Source organism: Stenotrophomonas sp. Steno-Z10-HUANG, from assembly GCF_056393075.1.
In genome coordinates, this window is record NZ_JBWJPA010000010.1 from 1 (window position 1) to 18670 (window position 18670).

At 68.2% G+C, this 18670-nt stretch carries 20 protein-coding genes; 7 read left to right on the forward strand and 13 right to left on the reverse strand.

Annotated elements, in window-relative coordinates:
• The coding region (locus AC06E6_RS13055; RefSeq protein ID WP_478061621.1) for a hypothetical protein at positions 1–439 on the forward strand (439 nt) is incomplete at its 5' end.
• Between the two features lie 57 nt (positions 440–496).
• Here AC06E6_RS13055 and AC06E6_RS13060 read toward each other — a convergent pair.
• The 12 genes from AC06E6_RS13060 to AC06E6_RS13115 all read right to left on the reverse strand — a co-directional run bounded on the left by AC06E6_RS13060 (position 497) and on the right by AC06E6_RS13115 (position 10462).
• Positions 497–1459, reverse strand: coding sequence for a nucleotidyl transferase AbiEii/AbiGii toxin family protein (locus AC06E6_RS13060; RefSeq protein WP_478061622.1), 963 nt, complete (start codon positions 1457–1459; stop codon positions 497–499).
• Positions 1456–1857 carry a DUF6088 family protein gene (locus AC06E6_RS13065; protein ID WP_478061623.1) on the reverse strand — a complete coding sequence of 134 codons (402 nt, stop codon included), beginning with the start codon at positions 1855–1857 and terminating at the stop codon, positions 1456–1458. The genes AC06E6_RS13060 and AC06E6_RS13065 overlap by 4 nt, the downstream gene beginning before the upstream one ends.
• A 134-nt stretch (positions 1858–1991) precedes the next feature.
• Positions 1992–3236 (reverse strand): tyrosine-type recombinase/integrase, encoded by a 1245-nt coding sequence (locus AC06E6_RS13070; RefSeq protein ID WP_478061625.1) that lies wholly within the window; start codon positions 3234–3236, stop codon positions 1992–1994.
• A 188-nt stretch (positions 3237–3424) separates the two neighbouring features.
• Positions 3425–4186: a hypothetical protein gene (locus tag AC06E6_RS13075; protein WP_240212376.1), complete on the reverse strand. Its 762-nt coding sequence runs from the start codon at positions 4184–4186 to the stop codon at positions 3425–3427.
• A gap of 10 nt (positions 4187–4196) precedes the next feature.
• On the reverse strand, positions 4197–5672 hold the full coding sequence (trpE, locus tag AC06E6_RS13080; RefSeq protein ID WP_240212377.1) for an anthranilate synthase component I: 1476 nt from the start codon (positions 5670–5672) through the stop codon (positions 4197–4199).
• A 226-nt stretch (positions 5673–5898) separates the two neighbouring features.
• A complete protein-coding gene (locus AC06E6_RS13085) occupies positions 5899–7290 on the reverse strand; it encodes a sensor histidine kinase (protein WP_240212378.1) in 1392 nt (463 codons plus the stop codon).
• A complete protein-coding gene (locus AC06E6_RS13090; RefSeq protein ID WP_104939725.1) occupies positions 7290–7970 on the reverse strand; it encodes a winged helix-turn-helix domain-containing protein in 681 nt (226 codons plus the stop codon). Before AC06E6_RS13090 ends, AC06E6_RS13085 begins: the two co-directional genes overlap by 1 nt.
• A gap of 54 nt (positions 7971–8024) precedes the next feature.
• Positions 8025–8300 carry a hypothetical protein gene (locus AC06E6_RS13095; RefSeq protein WP_240212380.1) on the reverse strand — a complete coding sequence of 92 codons (276 nt, stop codon included), beginning with the start codon at positions 8298–8300 and terminating at the stop codon, positions 8025–8027.
• 87 nt (positions 8301–8387) lie between these two features.
• Entirely contained in the window at positions 8388–8630 is a 243-nt protein-coding gene (locus AC06E6_RS13100; protein WP_240212381.1) for a hypothetical protein, read from the reverse strand.
• Positions 8631–8958: 328 nt separating this feature from the next.
• Positions 8959–9444, reverse strand: a complete 486-nt coding sequence (locus tag AC06E6_RS13105) for a GNAT family N-acetyltransferase (protein ID WP_054667848.1) — start codon at positions 9442–9444, stop codon at positions 8959–8961.
• Between the two features lie 2 nt (positions 9445–9446).
• Entirely contained in the window at positions 9447–10121 is a 675-nt protein-coding gene (gene rpe, locus AC06E6_RS13110; RefSeq protein WP_240212382.1) for a ribulose-phosphate 3-epimerase, read from the reverse strand.
• 11 nt (positions 10122–10132) lie between these two features.
• Positions 10133–10462, reverse strand: coding sequence for a J domain-containing protein (locus AC06E6_RS13115; protein ID WP_104939728.1), 330 nt, complete (start codon positions 10460–10462; stop codon positions 10133–10135).
• A gap of 144 nt (positions 10463–10606) precedes the next feature.
• Here AC06E6_RS13115 and AC06E6_RS13120 point away from each other — a divergent pair, with 144 nt between their 5' ends.
• The gene (locus tag AC06E6_RS13120) at positions 10607–11533 is read left to right on the forward strand and encodes a phosphoribosylaminoimidazolesuccinocarboxamide synthase (RefSeq protein ID WP_161615165.1); all 927 of its coding nucleotides are present in this window, start codon (positions 10607–10609) and stop codon (positions 11531–11533) included.
• Positions 11534–11591: 58 nt separating this feature from the next.
• A complete protein-coding gene (locus AC06E6_RS13125) occupies positions 11592–12071 on the forward strand; it encodes an Mpo1 family 2-hydroxy fatty acid dioxygenase (RefSeq protein WP_240212383.1) in 480 nt (159 codons plus the stop codon).
• Between the two features lie 94 nt (positions 12072–12165).
• On the opposite strand, the gene AC06E6_RS13130 is transcribed toward AC06E6_RS13125, so the two are convergent.
• A complete protein-coding gene (locus AC06E6_RS13130; RefSeq protein ID WP_478061631.1) occupies positions 12166–13026 on the reverse strand; it encodes an SDR family oxidoreductase in 861 nt (286 codons plus the stop codon).
• Between the two features lie 384 nt (positions 13027–13410).
• Here AC06E6_RS13130 and AC06E6_RS13135 point away from each other — a divergent pair, with 384 nt between their 5' ends.
• From AC06E6_RS13135 to AC06E6_RS13150, 4 genes are read left to right on the forward strand one after another with little or no spacing between them, the layout of a single operon-like run.
• The gene (locus tag AC06E6_RS13135) at positions 13411–16239 is read left to right on the forward strand and encodes a monovalent cation/H+ antiporter subunit A (RefSeq protein WP_240212385.1); all 2829 of its coding nucleotides are present in this window, start codon (positions 13411–13413) and stop codon (positions 16237–16239) included.
• Positions 16239–16613 carry a Na+/H+ antiporter subunit C gene (locus AC06E6_RS13140; RefSeq protein ID WP_240212386.1) on the forward strand — a complete coding sequence of 125 codons (375 nt, stop codon included), beginning with the start codon at positions 16239–16241 and terminating at the stop codon, positions 16611–16613. Before AC06E6_RS13135 ends, AC06E6_RS13140 begins: the two co-directional genes overlap by 1 nt.
• Positions 16610–18154: a monovalent cation/H+ antiporter subunit D gene (locus AC06E6_RS13145; protein ID WP_240212387.1), complete on the forward strand. Its 1545-nt coding sequence runs from the start codon at positions 16610–16612 to the stop codon at positions 18152–18154. Before AC06E6_RS13140 ends, AC06E6_RS13145 begins: the two co-directional genes overlap by 4 nt.
• Complete coding sequence (locus tag AC06E6_RS13150) at positions 18151–18657, forward strand: Na+/H+ antiporter subunit E (RefSeq protein ID WP_240212388.1); 507 nt, start codon at positions 18151–18153, stop codon at positions 18655–18657. Before AC06E6_RS13145 ends, AC06E6_RS13150 begins: the two co-directional genes overlap by 4 nt.
• Positions 18658–18670: the final 13 nt, after the last annotated feature.

Below are 18670 nucleotides of genomic sequence, written 5' to 3' on the forward strand. Positions count from 1 at the left end.
GTTCTCGAAAACCGCTAGGCACTATGGCGCAAAGAAGCCAGCACACTTAGTCGTCGAGTTGAAGCGCCCTTCCGTCAAAATTGGCAAGTCAGAACTAGACCAAATCGTTGATTACGCAAGGAGCGTTTCCAAAGACTCGCGTTTCGACAAAACTGGATGCAGTTGGGATTTCTGGCTCGTCAGCACAGAGATAACCGAAGATGCCGCATATCGGATAAAAAATGGTAGGTACGAGACAAGCGACGAGAGTGTGCATATCTACGTCAAGACGTGGAGCGAGATTCTCGACGAAAACCGCGATCGACTTCAATTCTTCAAGGAAAAACTGGACTTTGATGCCACGGAAGATGTGGCATTGAAGCATTTGGCGGAACGCTATTCTGAGCTACTGCAAGGCGTGGTTGAAATCGAGGACACCGAAGAGCCTAGCGAAGCCTAAGCTCCAGACAAGGCTTTTTCTGTCCTGCTGCTGAGCGGGACATCGCTGCTCGACTTCTCACAAGCCCTTAATCAAAACCTTTGCTACGGCGTCGAAGCTAGCTAATGCTTCCGCGTAGCTTGGATGATCCCCGCCGTAGACCAGCGGCAGCAGTTGACGCGCGTATTCGTCCTGACTCTGCACATCACCAGCAATTTTCCCCAAGGCTTCCGAAAGTACCCGCTTCGGGCTTTCCGCGAAGTCGGGAGACTGGCTGCCAAACTCCTGCCGATCTCCTTCAACCAACTGCGGGAAGGCGGTTGCCGCATCGCTGACAACTTCCGGATGACGCCGGAAGATGCAGTGCACGTCGTAGATGTGCCGAACCAGTGTCGTGTCCCAGTCCTGACGCATTTCGCCAGCACGGTGTTGTGCGAAGCGCCGCAGGAACGACAGCACCTTCTCGGCAACGGTTTCAGCCAACGAAATGGTGGGCACGCTCGGCGAATCAGTTTTCCTTCCAGCCATTTGATCAGCCAGACGTGCAATCGGCAAATCGACCGTTGGCAACATTGGCGTTCGCACAGTGAATTCGACTTGCAGGTGCGGACGCAATCCAATTGCTGGTGCGAAAACAGGCTGATAAAGCCATTCGCTGCGGAAGTAGTGGTTCTGGTTGCGTGCAGTGGAACTGCCAGGCTCAAGCTCCAAGCCCGTTTCCGCCAATGCCTCAGTGACAGCGGCCTTCAATTTGGACAAGCGACCGCGCAACTGATTTCCGGACAGCCGCAATAGCGCAGGAGACAACACCACCTTCACGTCGGCGTCTTCGGACATGCGCTCAATCACGCCATGCGATTTCGACAAGCTGCTGCCGCCGCAGAAGACCAGCGTGATGTCGTCCAATTGCAAGGCGAACAAAGCCGCCAGCGCGTCACTCAGATGCTCGTCTTTTTCCAGCAAGCCAACAGGAAACTCCTGCGGGCTTTCACTCGAGAGTGCTTTGATCCACTTGCTGCGTTCTTCGGATAGGACTTTCATGCACGCTCGTACTTGACGAACTTGCCATTGAAACCCAACTTCCGCGTGACACGCTGCTTGCCGATGCCGATGACAATGCCTGCGGGAATCTGCGTGCTCCGGCCTTCGTTGTACGCCTGCACCAAGCGACTCGGGCGAACGGTGACGCCCAGTTTTTCCAGCGCCCGCGGAGCCAGAACATCCAGCGGCTGCGCAGGAATCGGCTTGCCGGACAGAACACTGGTTTCAGCCTTGGCATACACGCCTTTGCCAAGACGCACCAGCGAACCCTCGCGCTGCATTTGCAGCAAGGCACGCCCCACCTGCGCCGGACTGCCGAAGCGGTCGAATTCTTCGCGCAGGAACACGTCATCGCTGCGATTGGCGACGGATCGCTTGATTCGAGCTGCAATGTCCATGTGACCCTCCATCTGCCTGCGCTGATACGCCGCCATCATACCTAATCGGCAATATAAATTCATCCTGTTGTTTTTATTGGGTTTTTACAAGCAACATCTGCTCACACCTCCACACTTCACAAGGAACTTCCCCGCTATCGGGCAACCACCTTGCGAGGACGCCGCTTCCTCGCCACCTTGACCTTGGGCTTCGCGGCGGCACGCGCCGCGATCTCGTCCAGGAAATCCGCCCACGCCTGCATCATGGCGATGCGTTCGTCCAGATAGACCGCATGGTTGTAAGCCGCATCCGTTCGGCTCTTCTTGGCATGGGCAAGCTGCACGTCGATCACGTCGTCACGGAACTTCTTTTCGTGCAGGTGGGTTGAAGCCGTGGCGCGGAAGTCATGGCCGGTCACATTGCCGGTGGCGAAGCCCATGTATTCGAGTGCACGGTTGATGGTCGTCGCGCTCATCACGTCCTTGGGGCGGCGCGTATTCGGGAACAGGTACGTCCCTGCCCCGGTGATGCCGCGCAACTCGGTGAGCAGCGCCACCGCTTGCGTCGGCAACGGCACCAGATGCTTCCTGCGCCGCTTCATGCGACCTGCTGGAATAACCCAGGTCGCTTCATTCAGGTCGAACTCCGTCCACTCGGCCTTGCGCAGCTCCGCCGTTCGCGTCCACAGCAACGCCAGCAGGTTCATGGCGATGGCCGTCGTGCGATTGCCGCCGAAACCTTGCAGCTTGATGAAGAACTGCTCGATCTCCGCCTCAGTCAACGCACGCGCGTGCTGGATGGGGTTACGGACAACAGCACGACGCAACGCGATGGCCGGATCGGCATCCGCCTTCAGATGCGAAATGGCGCGTCCGAACACCGCCGAAATCCACTGGCGCACGTTGATCGCCGCCGTCTTCGCATCGCGCCCGGCGATTGCCTTCACGATTTCCAGCACGTCCGCCGAGGTGATCGAGCGCATGGGACGACGCCCGATCTTCGGGTACACGTCGCGGTCGAAGTAGGACTCGATCTGACTGACGTAGTAGGTCGACCAGCGACTGCGGTTTTCCTCGATCCATTCCTTCGCCATGACCTTGAAGGTGTTGGCGTTCGAGGCCACGGATTCGGCTTTGGTGCGTGCCCGCTCATGCGCTGGATGGAAGCCCTGCTTGACCAGCGCTTTCGCCTTGTCGCGCTCGGCACGCGCCTCCGAAAGCGAGACGCTCGGGTACTCGCCCAAGGCGTAGAGGTTCTCCTTGTCGCCGATGCGATAGCGGTAGCGCCACAGCTTGCTGCCGCTCGGACGCACTTCAAGATACAGCCCGCCGCCATCGGTGAGCTTGAGCGGCTTGGCTCCGGGCTTGGCAGTTCTGATCTTCGCGTCGGTCAGGGGCATATGCCGATTACGGGCTTTTCGATACCCGCAACGATACCCGCTTTTTCGTCGGCTTGCCACGAACCCCTGCGGACAAGCCTGAAACAAAAACCCTTAAAAACAAGCAATTTCAATCGAATCAACGGACAACTATGGACGCCCAAGGACTCGTATCGTAATTGTCGATCATCAACAGCATGGTTCGTCTCTCATCGTTGTCCTGTTGCGGCGAGCGGCTGCGGGTGGTCGGCCACCAGCCGCCATTCCCCGTCCCAGCGCCCGTAGCCGGGCATGCCATAAGCGGGGTCGGCCGCCACCGAATCGATTCCAAATTTCGCCATGTCCGCGACCGTAACGGTCCAGTTGCACCCGCAGTCCTGCAGCTGGCCGAGCACCGTTATCCGCGGATCGACTCCGATCCTGGCGTAGAACGCGGCCTGCTCGGCCGAGATCCTGCGCAGCCACTGCCTGGCCGTCCGCTTCATGGACCACCGCTCCCACCAGGTAGGTGGCCGGCCGAGCTGCTTCTGCACGCCCGAGTAATCAAAATCCTCAAGCAGATTCTTCTGGATCATGGAGCCGTGCCAGATCACCAGCGCGCCGCTTTCCACGATCTTCCGCCGACCTGCCGGAAACACGTAATTCGCGCAGGACGACATGCAGACATCACCGACGACGCGCACGTCCAGGCCGCGGTCACGGACCAGCCCGCCCAGCGCCAGCCCGGCTTCGACATCGCCGCCGCCCGAGCGGATCGCCAGTTCCTTCAACGAGCCGTCGGCCTCAAGCAGCATGCGTACCGCGGCAACGGAGGCCTGCGTTATCCGGCCGTCGTAATGAACGACCCTGCCTTCGGCACGGACCGCCGCCTGCGCGCCATCCACGGTGCCAGCGGCTCGCGCAGAGGACACCGTCGTCGCCGCTCCCATCACTGCAGCGAGCAGGACGACTGGCAGGCAATTGGCGGCCATGCCGTTCACCTCACAGCCCTTTCGCCGCCTGCGCCACCGCGCGGAACAGCGCGCGGCCCTTGTTCATGGTCTCCTGCCACTCGGCGTCCGGGTCGGAGTCGTAGACCACGCCGCCGCCGGCCTGCACATACAGGTAACCGCCCTGGATGACCGCGGTGCGGATGGCGATGGCGGTGTCGCCGTCGCCATGCCAGCCGATGTAGCCGACCGCGCCGGAGTAGACGTTACGCTTGACCGGCTCCAGCTCGCGGATGATCTCCAGCGCGCGGATCTTGGGCGCGCCGCTGACGGTGCCGGCCGGGAACGTGGCGCGCAGCACGTCGCTGTAGCTCAACCCGGCCTTCAAGGTGCCGGTGACTTCGCTGACGATGTGCATGACATGGCTGTAGCGTTCGATCACGAACTGCTCCCCCACCCTCACCGTGCCCGGCTCGGCGATGCGGCCGACGTCGTTGCGGCCCAGGTCGATCAGCATCACGTGTTCGGCGCGCTCCTTGGGATCGGCCAGCAGCTCGACCTCCAGCGCCTTGTCCTGCTCCGGCGTGGCGCCGCGCGGGCGGGTGCCGGCGATCGGGCGCACGGTGACCATGCCATCGCGCAGCCGCGCGAGGATTTCCGGCGAGGAGCCGACCACCTGGGTGCCGCCGACGTCGATGAAATACATGTACGGCGACGGATTCAGCGCCCGCAGCGCGCGGTATACGTCGATCGGCCGCGCACGGAACGGCACGCGCAGGCGCTGGCTCGGCACCACCTGGAAAATGTCGCCAGCGCGCACGTACTCCTGCGCCTTGCGCACCACCGCGTGGTACTGCTCGCGGGTGAACGAGGACTGGAAATCCTGCTCGTCGATGGCATCGGACACCTGCGCCTGCGGGTAGCCGGCCCCGCCCTGGCGCAGCCGGTGCGCCAGTTCGTCCAGGCGGCGGTTGGCGCGGGCCCAGGCCTGCGGCTGCGCCGGGTCGGCATGCACGATCAGGTACAGCCGGCCCTTGAGGTTATCGAACACCGCCAGCTCTTCGGAGAGCATCAGGTAGATGTCCGGTGTGCCGAGTTCGTCGGGTTTGTCGCCCGCGCCCAGGTGCGGCTCGATGTACTGGATGCACTCGAAACCGAACCAGCCGACCAGGCCGCCGGTGAAACCCGGCAGGCCATCGAACTGTGGCACCGAGTGCTGCGCACGCAGGACTTCGACCTCGGCCAGCGGGTCGGCGACCTCGCGGCGTTCGATCACTTCACCCAGTTCGCTTACTTCCAGCGTATGGCCGCGGACGCTGTAGATGCGCCGCGCCGGCAGGCCGATGATCGAGTAGCGGCCGAAGCGTTCGCCGCCCTCGACCGATTCGAACAGGTAGGTATGCGGGCCGTCGGCGAGCTTGAGGTAGACCGACAGCGGCGTGTCCAGGTCGGACAGCACTTCGCGGACGACGGGGATGCGGGTATGGCCTTCAGCGGCCTGCTGCTGGAACTGCTCTTGCGTGATCAAGACGGCTTTCCTTCCGGGAATCGACGGTGGCGGTACGGACGACGGCAACGGGCCACCATCGCCACCAGCGGCGAGCGGAAGAAAGGGAACGCTTGGTCGTCAGAATGGACACCGCGCAACTGTACCGCAAATGGGCCGCAGCGGGGGGCCGCGATGCCCGGCCGGAACGCTTGCAGGGGCAACTGTCCAAGCCCGCCTGGGGGTGCGCGGCGCCCCTCCACGGGCCTCAGGCCAGGGCAGCGGGCGGCCGCCGTGGCAGCTGCACGGTCACGCACAGCCCCGGGGTGCCGCCCGGGCCCGGGTCGCCCGCGGACAGCACAACGGTGCCGCGATGGCGGCTGACGATGGCGCGCACCAGGCTCAGGCCCAGCCCGGTACCGGGCTGGCCGCGGTCGGCCTGCAGGCGCTCGAAGCGATCGAACACGCGCTGGCGGTCGCCTTCGGGGATGCCCGGGCCCTGGTCGCGGATGCGCAGCACGGCATGCTCGCCGTCCACCGCCGTGTCCACGCTGACGGTACCGCCGGTGGGCCCGTACTTGAGTGCGTTGTCGAGCAGGTTCACCAGCACCTGGAACAGCTGGTCGGGGTCGCCCGCCACCTGCAGCGGCACGCCGGAGACGCACAGGCGCATGCCGCGCTGCGCGGCGACCGGCTGGTAAAGCTCGACCACGTCGGCGACCAGCTGGTCCAGGTCGACCACGGTGGCATCGTCGGTGGTCGCCGCCTGCGCCTCGATCCGCGACAGCCGCAGCAGCGCGGAAAACGACTGCAGCAGGCCGTCGGCCTCGGCCAGCCCCGACTCCAGTTCGGCCAGCGCCGCCGGCGACGCGGCAATGGCCGGTACCGCGCGCATCGCCTCCAGCCGGGTGCGCAGGCGGCTCAGCGGAGTGCGCAGGTCATGGGCGATGTGATCGGTGGCGTGGCGCACCGCGTCGAGCAGCGCCTGGATCCGGTCGAGCATGCCATTGAAGCGCAGCGCGACGCGGTCGAAGGCATCGCCACTGCCATCGCTGCGCACGCGCAGGTCCATTTCGCCGGCCGCCACCCGCTCGGCGGTGCGGTCCAGGCTGCCGAGCCGGCGCGCCACCCAGCGCGAGGTCCAGCCGCCGACCATCGCCCCCATCACCGCCGCGGCCAGCAGCGCGGCCAGCGCCGAATGCAGGATCAGGCGCAGGAAGCCGTCCTCCGAACGCATGCGCAGGCCGGCGACCAGGTACTGGCCGTTGTCCAGCCGCTGCTGGTGCGCGACCACCCGCGGGGCGTCGTCGGCCTCGACGTCGGTGAACTCCAGCCAGCGCGCATGCGCGGTCCAGCCCGGCACGCTCGCCAGCGTGCCGACGATGACCTCGCCGCGCGCGTCCAGCAGCATGTACACCATGTCCGGGTCGTCCGGGGTGCCGATACGCCCCTGCAGTTCCTCGCGCAGCCGCGCGTAGCCGGCGTGCCGGTAGAGATCGCGCAGCCCGGCCGCGTCGGTACGCACGACCTCGTGCGCGTCGCGCTCGAGCAGGGCGGACACCGCGGCATAGACGCCGGTGCCGAGCACGATGAACGCCAGCAGGAACGCGACCGACACCGCCAGCGCCAGCCGCGAGGTGGTGGAGCGCGGCAGGCGCATCAGCCGTCGAGCCGGTAGCCGGCGCCGCGCACCGTATGCAGCAGCGGCGTGGCGAAGCCATGGTCGATCTTCTGCCGCAGGCGGCTGATGTGCACGTCGATCACGTTGGTCTGCGGATCGAAATGGTAGTTCCACACCGACTCCAGCAGCATGGTGCGGGTGACCACGCGACCGGCGTTGCGCATCAGGTACTCCAGCAGCATGAACTCGCGCGGCAGCAGGTCGATGGCACGGCCTGCGCGCGAGGCGGTGCGGCGCAGCAGGTCCAGTTCCAGGTCGGCCACCTGCAGCCGCGTCGACACGGCGGCCGGCGATGCCCCCGGAGCGCGCCGCGACAGACCATCGAGCCGGGCACTGAGTTCGGCGAACGCGAACGGCTTGACCAGGTAGTCGTCGGCACCGGCGCGCAGGCCTTCCACCCGGTGGTCGACATCGGCCAGCGCGGTCAGCAGCAGCACCGGCACCGTATTGCCGGCGCCGCGCAGCGTGCGCAGCACGGTGAGCCCGTCCAGGCCGGGCAGCATGCGGTCCAGCACGACCGCCGCGTAGGTTTCGGTGGTGGCCATGAACAGGCCATCGCGGCCGTTGTCCACGCAGTCGACGACGTGCCCGTCCTCGCGCAGTCCCTTGGCGATGTAGGCCGAAATCTGGGTATCGTCCTCGACGACCAGTATGCGCATGACGGCGTGGCTGTGGCCTGGGTCGGGCAAGCATAGCGCCGGCGGCGGCGCGGTTCAGCGGGTCGGAGCGGGCGTTGCCACGGGGGCGGCGCGGTTGCCGCCGGACGCGGCTGGCGCGCGGCGCTCGCACTTGCCCAGCGCGCTGCGCTTGAGGCAGCGCGGCAGCACCTTCGCCGTTGCCGGGCGGGGTGCGGAAGCCGGCGCACTGGCGTCCGCGGGCGTAGCCGGGGCCGCAGGTCTGCCGGGCAACCCCGTGCCCCCCAGGACCGCCAGGACCGCCAGCATGACCAGGGCCGCCAGCGAATACGGGTGATGGATGCCGGTGTTCATGGCCCTGCCCTCGGTCACGGTGACTCGACCGGACGCAGGCGGATCACGCCGGCCGACGGACCGGCGTGACCCTCCCGGGCCGGGGACTTACTTGCCGTCTGCCGGGGTGGCGGGCGTTGCCGGCTTGGCCGCGGCGGCGTGGTGGTGGTGCTTCTTGGCGTGGTGCTTGGTGGCCGGCGCGGTGGCGGTCTTGGCCGCCGGCGCCATCTGCATGGCCGGGGCCGCCGGGGTGGCGGGCGTGGCGGGGGTGGCCGGGGTCGACTGGGCGGCGAACGCGGTGCCGGCCCCCAGGGCCAGGCCGACGGCGAGGAGCAGGGCGGAGGTCTTCATATGCGTGATCCTTTGGGCGGGCTACAGCGTGGAAGTTCGGGAAGATGGCGTTTCCAACCATCGCCGACAGATTGCGCCGCGCCGGCTAACGGGAGCGTGGCGCACGCATGAACGCGCTGTAATGTGCATCCGCCACGCAACCGCAACGCGTTCGTCATCGCCGCGTCATCGAACCGGCGGAGCATGGAAGGCCATAGCAGGGACGATGGATGGAGGCAGGATCAGCCTCCCACGAATTCCCCCGGCCGTGGCAACGATGCCACGGCCTTCTTTTTGCCGGTGCCGGCCGGCGCGGCGGTTACCGCGACGCCGGCACCCATGCCGTGCCTCAGCCCTCGGCGAACCGCCGCAGCGCGTCGCCCTGCAGCCGGTACACGGTCCACTCGTCCTGCGGCAGCGCGCCGGCGGCGCGGTAGAAGTCGATCGCCGGCGTGTTCCAGTCCAGTACCGACCACTCGAAGCGGCCGCAGCCCTGCGCCACCGCCAGCCGCGCGATGTGTTGCAACAGTGCCTTGCCCGCCCCGCAGCCGCGATGTTCCGGGCTGACGTACAGGTCTTCCAGGTAGATGCCGTTGCGGCCCAGCCAGGTGGAATAGTTGTAGAAGTAGACCGCGTAGCCGATGGCCTGCCCGTCGCGCTCGCAGACCAGCGCCTGCGCCTTGGCATCGGCACCGAACAGGCTGGCGCGGATCCCGGCCTCGTCGGTCTGCACCGACGATTCGGCCCTTTCGTAGATCGCCAGTTCGCGGATGAAATGCAGGATCAGGCCCGCATCATCGGCGGTGGCCGGACGGATATGCAGGCCGGCAGCCATGCTCACCCCCGCGCCGCGGCGACGTTGGCGCGCATCTGCGCGATCACCTGCGCGTAGTCCGGGGCGTTGAAGATGGCCGAGCCGGCAACGAAGGCGTCGGCGCCGGCGGCGGCGATCTGGCCGATGTTGTCGGCCTTGACCCCGCCGTCCACTTCCAGGATCACCGGCTTGCCGAGCTTGTCGATCATCGCCCGCACCGCGCGCAGCTTTTCCAGGGTCGAGGGAATGAACGCCTGGCCGCCGAAGCCGGGGTTGACCGACATCAGCAGCACCAGGTCCAGGTCCTCCAGCACCCAGTCGAGCACTTCCACCGGGGTCGCCGGGTTCAGCACCAGACCGGCCTTGCAGCCATGCGCCTTGATCAGCTGGATGGTGCGGTGGACGTGCCGCGACGCTTCCGGGTGGAAGCTGATCAGGCTGGCGCCGGCCTCGGCGAAGTCCGGCACGATGCGGTCCACCGGCTCGACCATCAGGTGCACGTCGATCGGCGCGGTCACGCCATGCCTGCGCAGCGCCTGGCAGACCATCGGGCCGATGGTCAGGTTGGGCACGTAATGGTTGTCCATCACGTCGAAATGGACCCAGTCGGCACCGGCGGCGAGGACGGTGTCGACCTCCTCGCCGAGCCGGGCGAAGTCGGCCGAGAGGATGGACGGGGCGATGATGCAGTTGGACATGACGGGGCCTTTCAGCGCTTGCGCAGGGTTTTGATGCGGTCGTAGGCGGCGTTGATCTGCCGGGCCTTCTTCTCGGCCTGGGCGCGCAGTTCGGGCGCTGCACCGGCCAGCTTGTCGGGGTGGTACTGGGAGATCAGGCGGCGGTAGGCCAGGTCGATCTCGGCATCGCTGGCCTCGCGGGTCACCCCCAGCTCGCGGTAGGGCAGGTCCTTGCCGAGCCTGAACCAGTCGCTGTCGAACGCATGCCCCAGCAGCATGCCCACCACCGCGCCGAACAGCGGGTTGGGCCTGAACAGCAGGGCGCCGGCGATGAATCCCAGCAGTTTTCCGTACCAGCGCATGGGCGGGGCCGTGGCCTTGAAGATCGGGGCCGTATTTTATGCCACAGCCGCCCCGGACGGCCTTACACTAGGCCGCCCGCCGTCCCGCCGCGGGCCCCCCGGGTCCTGTGCCGACGGCTTCATCGCCAAGTTCCAGGAGTGCCCGTGCCGACCACGCTGCTGCAATCCGATCTTCCCGGCCTGCCCTTGCGCCACCGCGGCAAGGTGCGCGATGTATTCGATATCCCGCGCGAACGCCTGCCGGCCGACACGCCTGCCGGCGATTACCTGCTCATCGTGGCCACCGACCGCCTGTCCGCGTTCGACGTGGTGCTGCCCGACCCGATCCCGGGCAAGGGCGAGATGCTGTGCCAGGTGTCCAATTTCTGGTTCGCCAAGACCGCGCACCTGATGCCCAACCACCTGACCGGCATCGACGTGGCCAGCGTGCTGCCCGACGGCGTGGACCCGGCGCTGTACGCCCGGCGCGCGGTGGTCACCCGCAGGCTCAAGCCGGTGCCGGTGGAGGCCATCGCCCGCGGCTACCTGATCGGCAGCGGCTGGAAGGACTACCAGCGCACCGGCCAGGTCAGCGGCATCAAGCTGCCCGACGGCCTGCAGCAGGCGCAGCAGCTGCCCGAGCCGATCTTCACCCCGTCCACCAAGGCCGCGGTGGGCGACCACGACGAGAACATCGACTTCGACGCGATGGTCAAGGCGGTGGGCGCCGAGCTTGCCGAGAAGGTGCGCGACGCGACCCTGCGCATCTACAAGTTCGCCGCCGAGTACGCGGCCGAGCGCGGCATCCTGCTGGCCGACACCAAGTTCGAGTTCGGCACCGACGCCGACGGCCGCCTGTACATCATGGACGAGATGCTCACGCCCGACTCCTCGCGCTACTGGCCGGCCGACGAGTACGCGGTCGGCACCAGCCCGCCGAGCTACGACAAGCAGTTCGTGCGCGACTACCTGGAAACGCTGGACTGGAACAAGACCGCCCCGGGCCCGGCGCTGCCGGCCGAGGTGATCGCGCGCACCCGCGACAAGTACGCCGAGGCCCTGCAGAAGCTGGCGGGCATCCACATCGACTGAGTTCCCCCGCGCGCCCGTCCGGGCGCGCGCCACCGCCCCTGCCGGGAGAAGAGGCCGCATGGACATGAGTGCCGCACGCCCCATCGACCGTTGGTTCGCCAGCTATTCCGGCGACCACCGCAATCCCGTCAACCAGGCCATCCACGTGGTCGCGGTGCCGGCCATCCTGTGGTCGGTGATCGCCCTGTTGTGGTGCATCCCGCCGCTGCTGCCGTGGTTCCAGAACGGCATCTGGGCGGCGCTGGCGATGTTCGGCGCATGGGCGTACTACAACCGCCTGTCGCGGCCGCTGGGCATCGGCATGCTGATCCTGTTCTTCGTCTCCGGCTGCCTGTGCCGGCTGCTGGAGGACCGCATCGGCGTGCGCGGCCTGCTGTACGCCGGCGTCGGCGTGTTCGTCGTCGCCTGGATCGCGCAGTTCATCGGCCACCACATTGAAGGCCGCCGGCCCAGCTTTCTCACCGACCTGACCTATCTGCTGATCGGGCCGATCTGGGTGCTGGCCAAGCTGTACCGGCAGTTCCGCTGGAAGTACTGAGCGGCGCGCACCCGCGGGCAGGCCAGGGACCGTGGATGCGGGGCCCGCCGCGCATGCGACACCGCGCCAAAGCCCGTGCGGGGCGAGCCCCGCACTACAGCCCGAACATGTCCCGGGTGGGATGGAACGGGCGTGGCGCATAGCCGAAGTCGCGTCGTGCCGGGTCGATATCGAACACCAGCGGCTCGCGCATGCGTGCCAGCGCGGCGGCGTTCATGCCGCGCAGGCGGCCGATGGCATGGGCCATCGCCAACGCCCCGCGGAACAGCGGCGCCGGCACCCGCAACAGCCGCGGCGGCGGCTGCAGCGACGCCAGCACCCGCCGCACCATTTCCGCATAGGCCAGGCGCTCGCCACCGCCGAGCGCATAGGCGTGCCCGGCGGTGGCCGGGTGCCGCAACACCTGCAGCGCGGCGTCGGCCAGATCCTGCACGTGCACCGGCTGGCGCAGGCCGTCGGCCCCGGCCGGCAGCACGAACACGCCGCTGCGGGTGGCCAGCCGCGCGATCGCGGTCAGCGTGGCATCGCGGCCGGCGCCGTAGACCAGGGTCGGCCGCAACACCGTGGCGGCCGCGCCACGGGCGCGTGCGGCGGCGAACAGCGCGGCCTCGGCCTCGCGCAGGCGGCGGGCGACATCGCGCTCGGCCGGTTCGTGCGAGTCCTGCTTGACCTCGACGCTGGTCGAGCCGAACGCGACCACCCGCGGCGCGGCGATGTCCGCGGCCTGGTACCAGCGCGCGAAGTGGTCGAGCGGGCCGCAGCTGAACACCGCATCGAACGGGCCATCGTCCCGCCAGTCGCCGGACAGGTCGCCCTGTCGCCAGCTCAGCCCCGGCGCGGCCGCACGCGGCGCGCGCGACACGGCCTGCACCCTCCAGCCATCGGCCAGCAGCCCGGCCAGCAGCCGTTCGCCGATCTGCCCGCTGCCGCCGAACACCAGCGCCCGCCGCGGCATGTCTTCTGCGTGTTGCCCTGCTTCCATGCGGACAGCATAGGCGATGGCGGCGCAGCGACGCGCCATGTCCGCGCACGGCCATCGCCACGGGCACCGCCATGGCATCCGCGGCGCGAACACCCGACGCGCCGTTGCCGGTGCCTGGCGGGCCGGTCTCCGCGCCTGCCAGGCGCGCCGCAGCGTGCGCGCGTCCGCCCTCCGGCAGCGCCACGCCGGTCCGTTCCGCCGGGGGCGGCCGGGCCTGCTGCCGGGGCGCGGACGCCGGCCACTCGGGGCGCCCGGCGCGGACCGCGAACCCGAACGGCTCGTTCATCTACGGGGTTCCGGCGGCAAAAAAGCGCCTGCTAGACTGCTGGACCTGCTCGCGAATCCCGCATTCCCTGCATGACATCCGTTCTCCCCCTGCTGCTCGCGCTGCCATTCCTGATGGCCGCGCTCATCGCCCTGCATGGCCGCCTGTCGCGCACGGCCGCGGCGTGGGTGGCCGGTGCCGCCCCCCTGCTGGGCCTGGTGCTGCTGGGAACGATGACCCCGGCCGTGCTCGACGGCGCGGTACTGCGCGAAAGCTGGCCCTGGCTGCCGCGGATCGGGCTGGAGGCCACCCTGCGCCTGGACGGGCTGGCGTGGATGTTCGCCGGGCTGGTGCTGGGCATCGGCGCGCTGGTGGTGCTGTACGCGCGCTACTACCTCTCGGCGCAGGACAGCACGCGCCGCTTCTACAGCTGCCTGCTGCTGTTCATGGGCGCGATGCTGGGCATGGTGCTGTCCGGCAACCTGCTGCTGCTGATGGTGTTCTGGGAGCTGACCAGCATCAGTTCGTTCCTGCTGATCGGCTTCTGGTCGCACCGCCGCGACGCCCGCGAGGGCGCGCGCATGGCGTTCGTCGTCACCGGCGGCGGCGGGCTGGCGCTGCTGGCCGGCGTGCTGCTGATCGGCCGCATCGTCGGCAGCTTCGACCTGGACGTGGTGCTGGCCTCGGGCGACCTGATCCGTGGCAGCGCGCTGTATCCGTGGGCGCTGCTGCTGGTCCTGGCCGGCATCTTCACCAAGAGCGCGCAGTTCCCGTTCCATTTCTGGCTGCCGCACGCGATGGCCGCGCCCACCCCGGTATCGGCCTACCTGCACTCGGCGACGATGGTGAAGGCCGGTGTGTTCCTGCTGGCGCGGCTGCACCCGGCGCTGGCCGGCAGCGAACTGTTCTTCTACCTGGTCAGCGGCATTGGCGCGATCACCCTGCTGGTCGGCGCCTGGAATGCGATCTTCCAGCATGACCTCAAGGGCCTGCTGGCCTATTCGACGATCTCGCACCTGGGCCTGATCACCCTGCTGTTCGGCCTGTCCACGCCGATGGCGGTGGTCGCCGGCGTGTTCCATATCCTCAACCACGCCACCTTCAAGGCCTCGCTGTTCATGGCCGCGGGGATCATCGACCACGAAACCGGCACCCGTGACATGCGCCGCCTTGGCGGCCTGCGGCGGCTGATGCCCATCACCAGCACGCTGGCGATCATCGCCTCGCTGGCGATGGCGGGCATCCCGCTGCTCAACGGCTTCCTGTCCAAGGAAATGCTGTTCGCCGAAGCGCTGGCCACCGGCGGCCCGCAGTGGATGCGCACGGCGATGAGCTCGGCCGCGCTGCTGGCCGGCATCCTCGGCGTCGCCTACAGCCTGCGCTTCGTCCACGACACCTTCTTCGGCAAGGGCCCGCTCGACATCGAGGGGGTGCCGCACGAACCGCCGCGCTGGATGAAGGTCCCGGTGGAGGTGCTGGTGCTGATCTGCCTGGCGGTCGGCATTGCCCCGGCGCTGACCGTGGCCCCCGTGCTGCACGCCGCCGCGCAGTCGATCCTCGGCGCCGCCATGCCCGTCTACAGCCTGTCGGTCTGGCACGGCTTCAACCTGCCCCTGGCGATGAGCGCGGTCGGCGTGGCCGGCGGCATCGCGCTGTATGCCGGCCTGCGCCGGCGCACCGACCTGTATGCCGCGCGCAACCGCCCGGTCGGCAAGCTGCTGTTCCAGCGCGGCATGGACGCGCTGTTCGGGCTGGCCCAGCGCATCACCCACGCGCTGGCGGACGGCAGCCTGCAGCGCATGCTGCTGGCGCTGGTGCTGGTGGCGGTGATCGTGGCCGGTGCGCCGTACGCCGCCGCCCCGGCATGGCCGGCCTGGCCGGCGGCGCAGCCGATGCCGCTGCTGGGCTGGGCACTGTGGCTGGTGATGCTGGCCTGCGCCCTGGGCGCGCTGTTCCTGTACCGGCAGCGCCTGCTGGCGGTGATCGTGGTGGGCGGTTCCGGGCTGATGGTGGCGCTGGCGTTCGTGTTCCTGTCCGCGCCGGACCTGGCGTTGACCCAGCTGATGGTGGAGATGGTGACTCTGGTGCTGATGCTGCTGGGCATGAACTACCTGCCGGCGCAGTCGCCACCCGAGCGCACGCCGTGGCGCAAGCGCCGCGACGCGCTGATCGCGGTGGTCGCCGGCGGCGGCCTGGCCGCGCTGGCCTACACCATGATGACCCTGCCGCCCAACACCGTGGCCGGCGAGATGCTGCAGCGCGCGCTACCCGAGGCCTACGGCCAGAACGTGGTGAACGTGATCCTGGTCGACTTCCGCGGCTTCGATACCTTCGGCGAAATCACCGTGTTCGGCATCGCAGCGCTGGTGGTGCATGCGCTGCTGCGCCGCGCGCGCATGGCGCCCGAGCAGATCATGCCCGGCCCGCCGATCAAGCTGCCGGTACCGGCCGATCTGGCGCAGATCATGTTCCCGCTCACCCTCACCGTGTCGATCTTCCTGTTCCTGCGTGGCCACAACGCCCCGGGCGGTGGCTTCATCGCCGGGCTGGTGCTGGCGGTGCCGCTGCTGATCCAGTACGTGATCCAGGGCACGGTGTCGGTGGAATCGCGCTTCGGCTTCGATTACATCCGCTGCATCGGCGTGGGCCTGCTGGTCGCCGTACTCAGCGGCATGGCGTCGATGCTGTTCGGGGTTCCGTTCCTGACCAGCGGCCACCTCGACCTGCACCTGCCGCTGATCGGCGAGCTGCCGCTGGCCAGCGCGATGGGCTTTGACACCGGCGTGTACCTGGTGGTGTTCGGCGGGGTGATGCTGATCCTGTCGATGATGGGCACGGTCAAGCCGTCGCGCACGCGCAGCGCGCGCCATGGCGAGATCGACATCCACCGCCGTTCGCCGCGCACCGGGGAGATGCACTGATGGAACTGGCCCTGGCAAGCGCGATTGGCGTGCTCACCGCGATCGGCGTGTACCTGCTGCTGCGCGCGCGCAGCTTCGACGTCATCCTCGGCATGACCTTCCTGTCCTATGCCACCAACCTGCTGATCTTCAGCGCCGGGCGCCTGGCCAGCGGCAAGGCGCCGGTGCTCAAGGACGGCGTGGCCCCGGATCTGGCGCACTACACCGACCCGCTGCCGCAGGCGCTGGTACTGACCGCCATCGTCATCGCCTTCGCCATGACCGCGGTCAGCATCGTGCTGGCGATACGCAGCCGCAGCGACAACCACAGCGACCACGTCGACGCGCACGAGCCCGACGGCGGCCGCGACGCCGGCAACCGGGAGGGCGCATGAACCACCTGCCGATCCTGCCGGTCCTGGTACCGCTGCTGGGCGCGTCGCTGTCGTTGTTCGTCGAACACCGGCGCTACGGGCCGAAGGTGCAGCGCAGCGTGGCCTGGGCCAGCATGGTGGTGCTGGCACTGGTCGAAGGGCTGCTGATCGCCGCCACCAGCCAGGGCGAGACCATGGTGTACCTGCTGGGCGACTGGCCGGCGCGGCTGGGCATCGCCCTGGTCGCCGACCGCCTGGCCGGCTGGATGCTCGGTACCACGCTGCTGCTGGCCGCGGCCTGCCTGTTGCATGCGTGCACCGGCTGGGACCGCCGCGCGCCGCACTTCCATGCCCTGTTCCAGTTCCAGCTGGTCGGTCTCAACGGCGCCTTCCTGACCGGGGACATCTTCAACCTGTTCGTGTTCTTCGAGGTGCTGCTGATCGCCTCCTACGGCCTGCTGCTGTCCGGCGGCCGCGGCCTGCGCCTGCGCATCGGCCTGCACTACGTGGTGTTCAACGTCTCGGCCTCGACCGTGTTCCTGATCGCACTGGGCATGCTCTATGCCACCCTGGGCACGCTCAACATGGCCGAGATCGGGCAGCGCATCGCCGAGCTTCCGCCGACCCATCTGAAGCTGGCCAAGGCCGCGCTGGGCCTGCTGCTGGTGGTGTTCTGCGCCAAGGCCGCGCTGCTGCCGCTGTACCTGTGGCTACCCGAATCGTATGCGCGCGCACCGGCGGCGGTGGCGGCGCTGTTCGTGATCATGACCAAGGTCGGCCTGTACGCGGTGCTGCGCGTGGGCACGCTGTGGTTCGGCGAGGGCGCCGGCGCGCTGGCCGGCTATGGCGCCGGCTGGCTGCTGTGGGCCGGCATCGGCACCCTACTGCTGGGCGCGCTGGGCGCACTGGCGGCGACCCGGCTGCGGGTGCAGGTGGCGTACCTGGTGGTGGTTTCGGCGGCAACCCTGTTCATCGCCTTCGCGCTGGGCAACGCCGGGACCATCTCGGCCGGCCTGTACTACCTGCCGCACAGCACGTTCACCGCGGCCGCACTGTTCCTGGTCGCCGACCTGATCCGCCGCCGGCGCTGGCGCGCCGGTGAACGCGGCGAACGCGACCTGGCCGCCGCGCTGCCGGGCAAGACCATCCCCGGCCTGCTGTTCCTGGTCGGCGCGGTGGCGGTGGCGGGGCTGCCACCGCTGGCCGGCTTCCTGGCCAAGGCCGCGCTGCTGTCGGCGGTGCCCGACGCGCATACCGGCCTGGTCTGGGCGACGATACTGGGCAGCAGCCTGCTGGTGATCATCGGCCTGGTACGCAGCGGCATCCGCCTGTTCTGGCACGTGCCCGGCGAGGACGACGCGCCGCCAGCACCCGCGGGCGAAGTGCCGGCGCGACCGTTCGAGACCGCCGCCACCACCGCGCTGCTGGCCTGCGCACTGGCGATGAGCGTGTTCGCCGCGCCGCTGATGCGGCAGACCGACGCCATTGCCGCGCAGCTGCTGGCGCCGCAGCAATACCTGCACGACGTGCGCGGCGCCACGCCGCAATCGAGGCTGCCATGAGCGCGCGCCGGCCCCTGCTGCGGCGGCTGTTCCCCTCGCCCGCGCTGTCGATCACCGTGGTCGGGTTCTGGCTGGTCATGTCCGCCAGCTTCGACCTCGGCCAGCTGCTGCTCGGCATGTTGCTGGGCGTGGTGATCCCGCTGTTCGCCGCGCGCCTTGACCGCGAGTTCGCCCGCATCGGCACGCTGCGGCCATTGCCGCGGCTGGTATGCGTGATGTTGTGGGACATCCTGCTGTCCAACTTCCGCGTCGCCGCGCAGGTGCTGGGGCCCGAGCGCAGGCTCACCCCGGGGTTCATCTGGGTGCCGCTGGACATCGGCAACATCCACGGCATCGCCGCGCTGACCAGCCTCATCACCCTCACCCCGGGCACGGTGTCCTCCGCCCTGTCCGACGACCGCCGCTACCTGCTGGTGCACGTGCTGCACCTGGAGGACCCGCAGGCTCTGATCGCCGAGATCAAGTCCCGCTACGAGGCGCCGCTGATGGAGATCTTCCCGTGACCGGACTCCTGGT

Coding starts and splice junctions, on each gene's coding strand:
- AC06E6_RS13060 (WP_478061622.1), bottom strand. CDS start 1,459: ATGAAAGTCCTATCCGAAGAACGCAGCAAGTGGATCAAAGCACTCTCG.
- AC06E6_RS13065 (WP_478061623.1), bottom strand. CDS start 1,857: ATGGACATTGCAGCTCGAATCAAGCGATCCGTCGCCAATCGCAGCGAT.
- AC06E6_RS13070 (WP_478061625.1), bottom strand. CDS start 3,236: ATGCCCCTGACCGACGCGAAGATCAGAACTGCCAAGCCCGGAGCCAAG.
- AC06E6_RS13075 (WP_240212376.1), bottom strand. CDS start 4,186: ATGGCCGCCAATTGCCTGCCAGTCGTCCTGCTCGCTGCAGTGATGGGA.
- AC06E6_RS13085 (WP_240212378.1), bottom strand. CDS start 7,290: ATGCGCCTGCCGCGCTCCACCACCTCGCGGCTGGCGCTGGCGGTGTCG.
- AC06E6_RS13090 (WP_104939725.1), bottom strand. CDS start 7,970: ATGCGCATACTGGTCGTCGAGGACGATACCCAGATTTCGGCCTACATC.
- AC06E6_RS13095 (WP_240212380.1), bottom strand. CDS start 8,300: ATGAACACCGGCATCCATCACCCGTATTCGCTGGCGGCCCTGGTCATG.
- AC06E6_RS13100 (WP_240212381.1), bottom strand. CDS start 8,630: ATGAAGACCTCCGCCCTGCTCCTCGCCGTCGGCCTGGCCCTGGGGGCC.
- AC06E6_RS13105 (WP_054667848.1), bottom strand. CDS start 9,444: ATGGCTGCCGGCCTGCATATCCGTCCGGCCACCGCCGATGATGCGGGC.
- rpe (WP_240212382.1), bottom strand. CDS start 10,121: ATGTCCAACTGCATCATCGCCCCGTCCATCCTCTCGGCCGACTTCGCC.
- AC06E6_RS13115 (WP_104939728.1), bottom strand. CDS start 10,462: ATGCGCTGGTACGGAAAACTGCTGGGATTCATCGCCGGCGCCCTGCTG.
- AC06E6_RS13125 (WP_240212383.1), top strand. CDS start 11,592: ATGGACATGAGTGCCGCACGCCCCATCGACCGTTGGTTCGCCAGCTAT.
- AC06E6_RS13130 (WP_478061631.1), bottom strand. CDS start 13,026: ATGCCGCGGCGGGCGCTGGTGTTCGGCGGCAGCGGGCAGATCGGCGAA.
- AC06E6_RS13135 (WP_240212385.1), top strand. CDS start 13,411: ATGACATCCGTTCTCCCCCTGCTGCTCGCGCTGCCATTCCTGATGGCC.
- AC06E6_RS13140 (WP_240212386.1), top strand. CDS start 16,239: ATGGAACTGGCCCTGGCAAGCGCGATTGGCGTGCTCACCGCGATCGGC.
- AC06E6_RS13145 (WP_240212387.1), top strand. CDS start 16,610: ATGAACCACCTGCCGATCCTGCCGGTCCTGGTACCGCTGCTGGGCGCG.
- AC06E6_RS13150 (WP_240212388.1), top strand. CDS start 18,151: ATGAGCGCGCGCCGGCCCCTGCTGCGGCGGCTGTTCCCCTCGCCCGCG.